We start from the raw sequence: 9,366 nt of genomic DNA on the forward strand, positions 1-9,366 counted from the left end.
TCGCCGCCCGGCAACACCGGGCGGCGACGGACGGCCGTCAACCCTTGACGCTCCCGGCGAGCAGGCCGCGCACGAAGAAGCGCTGCAACGACAGGAACACCACCAGCGGTACGACGATCGAGACGAACGCGCCGGCGGTGAGCCGCTGCCACTCGTTGCCCCGGGTGCCGGCCATCTCGGCCAGGCGCACGGTGAGCGGGGCGGTCTCGTTGCCGCCACCGGCGAAGATCAGCGCGACCAGCAGGTCGTTCCAGACCCAGAGGAACTGGAAGATGCCGAACGCCGCCAGCGCCGGGGTGATCAGCGGCAGCACGATGGTGCGGAAGATCTTGGGGTGGGTGGCCCCGTCGACCCGGGCCGCCTCCATCAGGTCCCGGGGGAGCTGGGAGATGAAGTTGTGCAGCAGGAACACCGCGAAGGGCAGGGCGAAGCAGGTGTGCGCGAACCACACCTGGGCGAACTTCTGCTCGTCGACCAGGTTCCAGGCCGGCATCAGCTGGACGCCGGCGAGGGTGACCCCGGTGGAGAAGAACTTCAGCAGCGGCACCAGGGCCATCTGCAACGGCACGATCTGCATCGCGAAGATCGCGATGTAGAGCCAGTCCCGTCCCCGGAAGTTGATCCAGGCCAGCGCGTACGCGGCGAGTGAGGCGAACGCCAGCGGGAAGAGCACCGACGGGATGGTGATGGCCAGCGAGTTGATGAAGTAGCTGGCCAGCTGACCCGACGACGAGGAGGAGCCGAACAGGACGTCCTGGTAGTTCTCCAGGGTGAACTGCGGGTCGGTGAAGAAGGTCCACCACCCGGTGGACTTGATCTCGGCCTCGGGCCGGAACGAGGAGACGAACAGGCCGAACGTCGGGATCGTCCAGAGCAGCGCGATGACGATCGAGACCAGGGTGGCCGTACGGCTGTTGAGCCGGCTACGGACCCGGCCGGCGGTGCTTGTCGGCTTCCCGGTGGCCTGGGCCCCGGCTCCGACGGTGGGCGTGGCGGTGGTCATCTCAGCCCTCCCGCTGTTGACGCAGGTTGCGGATCTGGTAGATCACGATCGGGATCACCAGGATGAAGAGGAAGACCGCCAGGGCGGAGCCCTGCCCGTTCTCGCCGTACCGGAACGCCTGGTTGTACATCTCGTTGGCGATCACGCTGGTGTCGTAGTTGCCGTTGGTGGCGGTCCGGACGATGTCGAAGACCTTCAGGGTGGCGATCGACAGGGTCACCACGACCACGATCAGCGCCGGTCGGATGCTCGGCATGGTGATCTGCCAGAACATCTGCCACGGGCTGACCCCGTCGAGGCGGGCCGCCTCGACGATGTCCGCCGGGATCGCCTTGATCGCGGCGGAGAGCACGACCATGGCGAAACCGGCCTGGATCCACACCATGATCACGATGAGCAGGAAGGTGTTCAGCGGTGAGTCGAGCAGCCACTGCCGGGGTTCGCCGCCGAGGCTGACCACGATCTGGTTGAGCAGGCCGATCTGGTCCTGCTCCTCGCTGCGGTAGGCGTAGACGAACTTCCAGATGATGCTGGCCCCGACGAACGAGATCGCCATCGGCAGGAAGATCAGTGACTTGGCGATGGACTCGAACCGGGCCTTGTCCACCATCACGGCGTAGAGCAGGCCGAACGTGGTGGCCACCAGCGGCACCAGCAGCACCCAGATCAGGGTGTTGAGCAGCACCCGGACGATCGAGTCCTCGGAGAACATCCAGCCGTAGTTGCGCAGCCCCACCCAGTTGTCGCTGCCGGCGTCCATGAAGGAGAGCAGCACGGTGCGCAGCGCCGGCACCACCAGCCCGACGGAGAGCAGCAGCAGCGTCGGCAGCAGGAAGAAGAGCGCGAACAGGCCCTCCCTCGGCTTGCGTCGGCGGGGCAGGGGGCCGCCACCGGTCGAGGCGGCGACCAGCTGCGCCTCCCGACGGCGGGCGAACCAGGCCGGCACCACGTCGAGGAGCAGGAGCAGACCGCCCACCACCGCGACGAAAGCGATCAGCCCGTACATCAGCATGAGGAACTTCGGCTGTTCCTCAGCGAAGTCGAACTCCATCGACCCTCCCTCTCAAGGGTTCTTATCCGAGGGGTGGCCCGGGCCGCACCGTGCGGACCGGGCCACCCGTCTCAGATCACTTCCAGCTGTTCTCGATGCCGTTCAGCACCGTGGTGGTGTCCTTGCCGTTGATCCAGTCGACCATGCCCTTCCAGAAGGTGCCGTTGCCGACCGCGGCCGGCATCAGGTCGGAGCCGTCGAAGCGGAAGACGGTCTTCGGGTCCTGGAGGATGCCCACGGAGAGCTTGTCCACCGGGTTCGGGACGTTGGCCAGGTCGAGCTTCTTGTTCGCCGACACCCAGTCACCGATCTTGGCGCGGCTGTTGGCGTACTCGCCGGAGGCGAGGTAGGTCTGCACCGCCTGGACCTCGGGACGGTCGGTGAAGGCCGCGACGAACTCGCCGCCACCCAGCACCGGCTTGCCCTTGGCCGCGTCGATCGACGGGAAGTAGAACGCGAAGACGTCGCCGTCCTCGGCCACCTTGGTGCCCTCGGGCCACTGGTTGGCGTAGAAGGACGCCTGCCGGTGCAGGGCGCACTTGCCGGTGGTGATCGGCACGCCGGCCTCCTGGAAGGAGGTGGTGGCGATGCTCTTCACGCCGCCGAAGCCGCCGTTGACGTACTTGTCGTTCTTGAGGATGGTGCCGGCCCGGTTGAGGGCGTCGGCGACCTGCGGGCTGTTGAACGGGATGCCGTGGGTGGTCCACTGGTCGTAGACCTCGGGCCCGGCCGTACGCAGCAGCACGTCCTCGATCCAGTCGGTGGCCGGCCAGCCGGTGGCGTCACCGGACTCGATGCCGGCGCACCACGGCTTGGTGCCGCTGGCCGCGATCGTGTCGGAGAGCTTGATCAGCTCGTCCCAGGTGGTGGGGACCGCCCAGCCCTTCTCCTTGAAGGTCTTCGGCGAGTACCAGACGAACGACTTGACGTTCGAGCCCAGCGGGGCGCCGTAGAACTGGCCGTTGATGGTGGTGTACTTCAGCCAGTCGGGGGAGAAGTTCGCCTCGGCCTCGGTCTTGGTGGCGGCGGCGACGGGCTTGAGGTTGCCACCGTCGACGAACCGCTTGACCAGGCCCGGCTGCGGGATGAAGGCCAGGTCGGGCGCGTTGCCGCCCTGCACCCGGACGGGGAGCTGGGCCTCGAACTCGCCGGAGCCCTCGTGGTCGATCTCGATGCCGGTGCAGTCCTCGAACTGCTTCCAGGACTGGGCCAGCCGGTCGGCCTCGATGTCCCGGATCGACGAGTAGATCGTGACCTTCTTGCCGTCGTTGTCACCGTACTTCTCGTATGCGGCGCATTCGGCCGAACCCGCGTTGCTGCTCTTCTTGTCGTTGCCGGTGCCACAGGCGGCGGCGCCGAGCGCCAGCCCCAGCACGCCGGCGATCGCGAGAGCCTGGCGTGATCTGGCAAACGCCATGCCGTTCTCCTTCCTTGCCGGCGCGCCCACAGGTGGGGGAACCCGACGCCGGTCCGATGAGTCGTCCTCACATGTAAGCGCTTGCATCCCGATCGGTCCACCCCCTGGCGGACACGGCCCGGTAACAATCCCGAAACCCCCCGCCGCAGGTGGATGCGCTCCCACCCGTGCTCACCGAGTAGGGGCCGACAGGGGCCGGCGCGGGTTGGCATCGATGGCGATATCTGCCACCCTCGACGCAAGACATTGAAGGATCTCGACATCGGAGGTGTGCGGTGCGCAGACGGTGGAGCCTGCTGGCGGCGGCCCTGTTGGTCACCGGGACCCTGGTCCCGGCCGGCCCGGCCTGGGCCGCGCCCACGTTTAAGGTGCCCTTCCCCTGCAACCAGTCCTGGTCGGGCCAGACCCGGTCGGACCACAGCCCGGCGAACGCGGTCGACTTCAACCGCACCGACGACCTCGGCGACCCGGTGGTCGCCAGCGCCCCGGGCACCGTCGACCGGGTCACCGACCTCGGTGGCACGAGTTACGGCAAGTACGTCCGGATCGACCACGGCGGCGGCTACACGACCTACTACGCCCACCTCAACGGCTTCAACGTCTCGGTCGGCCAGCAGGTCGGTTACGGCAAGGTGATCGGCTGGGTCGGCAGCACCGGCGGCTCCACCGGCCCGCACCTGCACTACGAGCAGCGCCTCAACGGCGACGACATCAAGGTCAAGTTCAACGGTACGCTCGCGTTGTACTGGGGCACCAAGACGTACACCAGCGGGAACGGCTGCTCCAGCGGCACCGGGTCGGGCACGGTCGACACCGCCGGCTCCCCGCTGACCGTGCGGTCCGGGCCGGGCACCGGCTACGCGTCGGTCGGCACGGTCGCCGACGGCGCCAAGGTCACCATCGGCTGCCAGACCAGCGGCACCACGGTCACCGGCACCTTCGGCACCAGCGCGATCTGGGACCGGATCGGCTCCGGCCGGTTCATCGCCGACGCCTACGTCTACACCGGCCACGACGGCTACATCCCCAACGTGCCCCGCTGCTGAGCCCGCCGGGCACCGGGCCGCCGGGCCCGGTGCCCGGTCAGCTGTTGAGCTGCCAGATCGAGAAGTTCAACGCGGCGGCGAAGGTGACCCAGGCCCAGTAGGGCAGCAGCAGGGCCGCCGCCGGCCGGGAGACCCGCCAGAAGGCGACCACCGTCACCGCGATCGCCAGCCACATCAGCACGATCTCGGCGAAGGCCAGGCCGTAGCGTCCCGCGCCGAAGAACAGCGGGGTCCAGATCGCGTTGAGCACCAGCTGGACCGTCCACGCCCACAGCGCCGGGCCGAAGCCGACCCGCCGCCAGACCAGCCAGCCGGCGACCGCGATCAGCGCGTACAACACGGTCCAGACCGGGCCGAACAGCCAACCCGGCGGAGCCCAGGCCGGCTGCTGGAGCGAGGCGTACTCGTCGCGGGTGCCGGCCACCCCCAACCCGCCGATCGCGGCGGCGACCGCGACGGCCGCGCCGAAGCCGAGCAGCACCCACCAGGTTCGCGCCGTGCCGGTCCGCCGGTCGCTCCGGGTTATCTCCATGGTCAAGATATTTCCCGGGTACGCCCTCCCAAACCCCGGTGCGCCCCCCCGGACAGCACAGCGCCGGGGCCGTCGGTGCCGGACGCTCCTGTCTGGGAGGACGGAGCTTCCGGGGGCGACGACCCCGGCGGGTCAGGTGCGGGTACCGGCGTCAATTGAAGATGCTGACACCACCCGGGCCGACCAGAAGGCCGACCACGATGAGGACGATGCCCCACAGGATCTGCCGGCGGAACAGCGCGAGGATGCCGGCGACCACGAGTACGACTGCGAGAATCCAGAGAATCAGCTCCATGGCTGCTGAATACCCGGCGCCCCGATTCCGAAAACCTGGTTCTCAGTCGATCTGATCACCGCCCAGGTGGAAGACGCTGTACGCCTGTTTGATCACCGGATGGGCGACGTTGCGTACGCGTACCCCGCCCGGGGTGACGCCGCGCTCGCTGCCGGCGTGCGCGTGCCCGTGCAGGGCGAGCGCGGTGGGCGCCGAGTCGATCGCCTGGCCGAGCTGGTACGACCCGAGGAACGGGTAGATCTCCAGCGGCTCGCCGGCCAGGGTGTCCGGCACCGGGGCGTAGTGGGTCAGCGCGACGAGCAGGTCGCAGTCCAGCCCGCGCAGCGCCTCGCCCAACGCCGCCGCGCTCTCGTTGCTGGTCCGGACGAACGACTTCATCTCCGGCTCGCCGAAGTCGCTGGCGCACCGCCCGGCGAACCCGCCGCCGAAGCCCTTGACGCCGGCCACCCCGAGCCGCCCGCCGGGGCACTCCAGCACCGTCCCGGTCCCCTCCAGCACGGTGATCCCGGCATCCTCCAGCACCTTGACCACCTGCGGCACCTGGTCGCACTGGTGGTCGTGGTTGCCCAGCACGGTGACCACCGGCACCCCGAGCCCGCCGAACTCCTCGGCGACGCAGCGTGCCTCGGCCTCGGTGCCGTGCCGGGTCAGGTCGCCGGCGAGCAGCAGCACGTCGGCGCAGTCGGGCAACTCCTCCAGGGCCGGGCGGAACCGGCCCAGCACGTCGGCGTCCAGGTGCACGTCGCCGACCGCGGCGATCCGGATCATCGGGTCCTCCTCACGGCAGCTCCTCGACCTGCACCGGCGCCTGGGTGCGGATCACCCCGATGTCGCTGGTGATCGCCTCGTCGGGGAACCGTTCGGCCACCCGGCGCAGGATCTCCGCCCGGCGTTGCGGGCTCTCCACCTCGCCGGTGAGGACCAGTCCCGGTTCCCGGCGGACCACGGTGATGCCCTGCTCGGCGACGTCCGGGTCCTCGGTCAGCAGCCGTTGGATCTCCGCCTCGACGTAGGCGTCCGGCGGGCCGGCGCTGTGCTCGGTCACGGGGTCTCCCTTCCCTCGGGGATGCGGGCGTACGGCACCGGCGTGCCCCCGTACGGGACGACGTCGAGCCGGTCCAGCAGCATCAGGAACGCTTCGGCGTACGGCGAGTGCTGGGTCTCCTTGCGTACCCGCTCCCAGTCGATCTGTTCGCGCAGCGACCGGGCCAGCGGCAGCCCCCGGGCGAAGTCGCAGTAGTGCTGGGAGAAGCTGAGCAGCTTGTGCACCATCAGCCGGGTCGCCGAGAGCACCGGCATGCGGATGGCGTCCACCGGGCGGACCACCGTGTCGGCGAGGGTCTCGTGGGTCACCGGGGTCTCCACCGGCCGGTGGATCAGGTCCACCATCCGCCCGTCGTCGTAGACCTTGACCAGCCAGTCCTCCGGCGGGCGCTCGGCGGTGAAGCCCTCGTCGGTCAGCGCCTGCAGGGCCCGCTCGACGTCCGCCTCCTGGAGCAGGAAGTCCACGTCGTGCTCGCTGGAGTGGCCGCCGTGGGCGTAGACGGCGAAGCTGCCGCCGAGGGCGAAGGGGATCTCGTTCTGCTTGAGCACGGCGGCGACCCGCTTGAGGGTGTGCAGGAGGCTGACGTCCCCGCGCTCGGCCATCTGGTCTCTCCCGTCGTGAACGGTCGGTGGGAAATGACGTTGCGTACCCGGCGGTCCGCCCGCCCACACCTGCGGGGCGTGCCGGTCCGGTCATCGCGCCCGTGCGGGCATCGACCGGACGGAAGGGATGCGCCGGTCGGATATCCTGTGCAGGGTGGCCAGATCGCGGCGCGCGACCGACGGTGGGACCCGACTGCGGCGCGTCGCGCTGATCGGCATCGACGGTTCCGGCAAGACCACCCAGGCGTACCGGCTCGCCGCCGCCCTCACCTCGGCCGGGCGACCCGCCACCTACCACCGCAACGCGGGCGGCCGGCGCTGGCTGGGCCGGCTCGCCGCCCGGTTCGGCCGGGCCGACGCGCAGCTGCTGGTGGGCCGGGACGGGATGCTCGCGGTGGAGTCCGTGCTGCGCTGGCTGGCGATCGCCGCCGCGCTGCTCAGTTGCCTGGTGACCGGCCGGACCGCCGTGATGGACCGCTACTCCGCCTGCCAGTACGCCAGCATCCGGGCGCACGGTGGGCAGCGGTGGGAACGGCTGGCCCGGGCCGGCTACCGGGTCTTCCCCGCACCGCAGGTCACCTTCCTGCTCACCGTCGACCCGGTCGAGGCGTACCGGCGGATCGAGCGGCGGGGCGAGGACCACGAGACGATGGGTTGGCTGACCGCCGCCGACGCGGCCTACCGGTCGCTGCCCGAGTACCCGGGTTTCGTGGTGGTCGATGCCGGCGGCGGGCCCGACGAGGTGTCCCGGCGGATCCGCGCGCACCTGGCGCGCTGGTTGCCGCCGGAGGAGGCCGGGCCGGTGGTCGATGATCCGCCGGACGGCACCGGGCCGTCCGCCCCGCAGGCCGAAGGCGGGCCCCGGGAGCCGGTCGCCGCGCAGACCCGCCCGTAGACCGAGCCGATTCCACCGGACCGGCCGAGGCGCGCCAGGCTGCGCAAATGGGAGTCTGGGCCGGCACGCCCCCGGACCGGGGGATACTTCCTGTCGGATACGCGCGGTCGTGGTTGACGCTCGCGGCTCATGAAAGTAAGTTTCATCCGTGGCGAAAAGTCCGAAGATTTCCGCGAGTCACGAGCCGGGTGGACTGATCGTCCACATCAGTGGCCTGCTCCCGTCGCTGTCCCCCGCCGAGCAGCGGGTCGCCCGACTGGTCGTCGCCGACCCGGCCGATGCCGCCCGACGGACCATCACCGACCTCGCCACCGCCGCCGAGACCTCCGAGGCCACCGTCATCCGGTTCTGCCGGTCCGTCGGCATGGACGGCTACCCGCAGTTGCGGATCCGGCTCGCCGCCGAGGCCGCGCGCCGGATCGAGCCGCCGGACGCCCGGGTGGTCGGAGGGGACATCCCGCCCGGCGCCGACCTGGCCCAGATCATCGCCACCATCTCCTTCAACGACGCGCGGGCCGTCGAGGAGACCGCCGAGCAGCTCGACCCGGCCGTCTGCGAGCAGGTCGTCGAGGCGATCGTCAGCGCCGGCCGGATCGAGGTCTACGGTGCCGGCGCGAGCGGGTTCGTCGCCTCGGACTTCCAGCAGAAGCTGCACCGCATCGGTCGGGTCGCGTTCTCCTTCCCCGACGTGCACACCGCGCTGACCTCCGCCGCCCTGCTCGGCAGGGGCGACGTGGCGATCGGCATCTCGCACAGCGGCACCACCTCCGACGTGATCGAGGTGCTCGAACAGGCCCGCTCCCGGGGTGCGGTCACCGTCGCGCTGACCAACTTCCCCCGCTCGCCGATCACCGAACGGGCCGACTTCGTCCTCACCACCGCCGCCCGCGAGACGACCTACCGGTCCGGGGCGATGGCCAGCCGGCTCGCCCAGCTCACCGTGGTGGACTGCCTCTTCGTCGGGGTGGCCGCCCGCAACCGGACCCGGACCCGGCGGGCGCTGGAGGTCACCGCCGAGGCGGTGCGAACACGCCGGGTCGGCGGCGGTCGGAGGCGCTCGTGACCGCCGGTCGGGTCGGGCCGGACGACGTGGTGGGGCAGCGGGGCGGCGAGGGCGTGGTCGACCTGCGGCCGGTGGTCCGCGTCGGCGCTCCGACCGAACAGCGCAACCCGCACAGCACCGACCTCGACCTGATGTCGACCCGGGACGTGCTCACCGTGATCAACGACGCCGACCGGCGGGTGCCGGCGGCGGTGGCCGCCGTCCTGGACGAGATCGCGGTGACCGTCGACCTCGCGGTGACCGCACTGCGCGGCGGGCACCGGGTGCACTACTTCGGGGCCGGCACCTCCGGCCGCCTCGGGGTGATCGACGCCGCCGAACTGGCCCCCACCTTCAACTCCCCACGCGGCTGGTTCTGCGCCCACCTGGCCGGCGGGCCGGACGCGATGTGGCAGGCCGTGGAGGACGCCGAGGACG

11 protein-coding genes and 1 pseudogene are annotated in these 9,366 nt (G+C 70.5%); 4 read left to right on the forward strand and 8 right to left on the reverse strand.

Annotation, left to right across the window (positions count from 1 at the left end; translation table 11 throughout):
- Nucleotides 1-37 precede the first annotated feature (37 nt).
- The 3 genes from ACOJTC_RS13485 to ACOJTC_RS13495 form a co-directional block, all read right to left on the reverse strand.
- On the reverse strand, nt 38-1,003 hold the full coding sequence (locus ACOJTC_RS13485; RefSeq protein ID WP_204928097.1) for a carbohydrate ABC transporter permease: 966 nt from the start codon (nt 1,001-1,003) through the stop codon (nt 38-40).
- 1 nt (nt 1,004) lies between these two features.
- Nucleotides 1,005-2,054, reverse strand: a complete 1,050-nt coding sequence (locus ACOJTC_RS13490) for a carbohydrate ABC transporter permease (protein ID WP_204928096.1) — start codon at nt 2,052-2,054, stop codon at nt 1,005-1,007.
- 76 nt (nt 2,055-2,130) lie between these two features.
- Nucleotides 2,131-3,471: an ABC transporter substrate-binding protein gene (locus ACOJTC_RS13495; RefSeq protein WP_204928095.1), complete on the reverse strand. Its 1,341-nt coding sequence runs from the start codon at nt 3,469-3,471 to the stop codon at nt 2,131-2,133.
- Nucleotides 3,472-3,746: 275 nt separating this feature from the next.
- Here ACOJTC_RS13495 and ACOJTC_RS13500 point away from each other — a divergent pair, with 275 nt between their 5' ends.
- Nucleotides 3,747-4,517 carry a peptidoglycan DD-metalloendopeptidase family protein gene (locus tag ACOJTC_RS13500; RefSeq protein ID WP_420117113.1) on the forward strand — a complete coding sequence of 257 codons (771 nt, stop codon included), beginning with the start codon at nt 3,747-3,749 and terminating at the stop codon, nt 4,515-4,517.
- Between the two features lie 37 nt (nt 4,518-4,554).
- Here ACOJTC_RS13500 and ACOJTC_RS13505 read toward each other — a convergent pair whose 3' ends face one another.
- The 5 genes from ACOJTC_RS13505 to ACOJTC_RS13525 form a co-directional block, all read right to left on the reverse strand.
- Nucleotides 4,555-5,049: a TspO/MBR family protein gene (locus ACOJTC_RS13505; RefSeq protein WP_420117114.1), complete on the reverse strand. Its 495-nt coding sequence runs from the start codon at nt 5,047-5,049 to the stop codon at nt 4,555-4,557.
- A 151-nt stretch (nt 5,050-5,200) separates the two neighbouring features.
- Entirely contained in the window at nt 5,201-5,344 is a 144-nt protein-coding gene (locus ACOJTC_RS13510) for a GPGG-motif small membrane protein (protein WP_007464364.1), read from the reverse strand.
- Between the two features lie 42 nt (nt 5,345-5,386).
- The gene (locus tag ACOJTC_RS13515) at nt 5,387-6,112 is read right to left on the reverse strand and encodes a metallophosphoesterase family protein (protein WP_357927978.1); all 726 of its coding nucleotides are present in this window, start codon (nt 6,110-6,112) and stop codon (nt 5,387-5,389) included.
- Between the two features lie 10 nt (nt 6,113-6,122).
- Entirely contained in the window at nt 6,123-6,389 is a 267-nt protein-coding gene (locus ACOJTC_RS13520; RefSeq protein WP_204928092.1) for a hypothetical protein, read from the reverse strand.
- Complete coding sequence (locus tag ACOJTC_RS13525; protein ID WP_420117115.1) at nt 6,386-6,991, reverse strand: nucleotidyltransferase; 606 nt, start codon at nt 6,989-6,991, stop codon at nt 6,386-6,388. Before ACOJTC_RS13525 ends, ACOJTC_RS13520 begins: the two co-directional genes overlap by 4 nt.
- Nucleotides 6,992-7,145: 154 nt before the next feature.
- Here ACOJTC_RS13525 and ACOJTC_RS13530 point away from each other — a divergent pair, with 154 nt between their 5' ends.
- The 3 genes and pseudogenes from ACOJTC_RS13530 to ACOJTC_RS13540 form a co-directional block, all read left to right on the forward strand.
- A complete protein-coding gene (locus ACOJTC_RS13530; RefSeq protein ID WP_204928090.1) occupies nt 7,146-7,886 on the forward strand; it encodes a dTMP kinase in 741 nt (246 codons plus the stop codon).
- 148 nt (nt 7,887-8,034) lie between these two features.
- Complete coding sequence (locus ACOJTC_RS13535; protein ID WP_204928089.1) at nt 8,035-8,949, forward strand: MurR/RpiR family transcriptional regulator; 915 nt, start codon at nt 8,035-8,037, stop codon at nt 8,947-8,949.
- A pseudogene (locus ACOJTC_RS13540) lies at nt 8,946-9,366 on the forward strand (N-acetylmuramic acid 6-phosphate etherase); the annotation flags it as partial. The gene ACOJTC_RS13535 and the pseudogene ACOJTC_RS13540, both read left to right, overlap by 4 nt.

The sequence above is a fragment of the Micromonospora sp. genome (genome assembly GCF_048594385.1).
Classification (GTDB): domain Bacteria; phylum Actinomycetota; class Actinomycetes; order Mycobacteriales; family Micromonosporaceae; genus Micromonospora; species Micromonospora wenchangensis.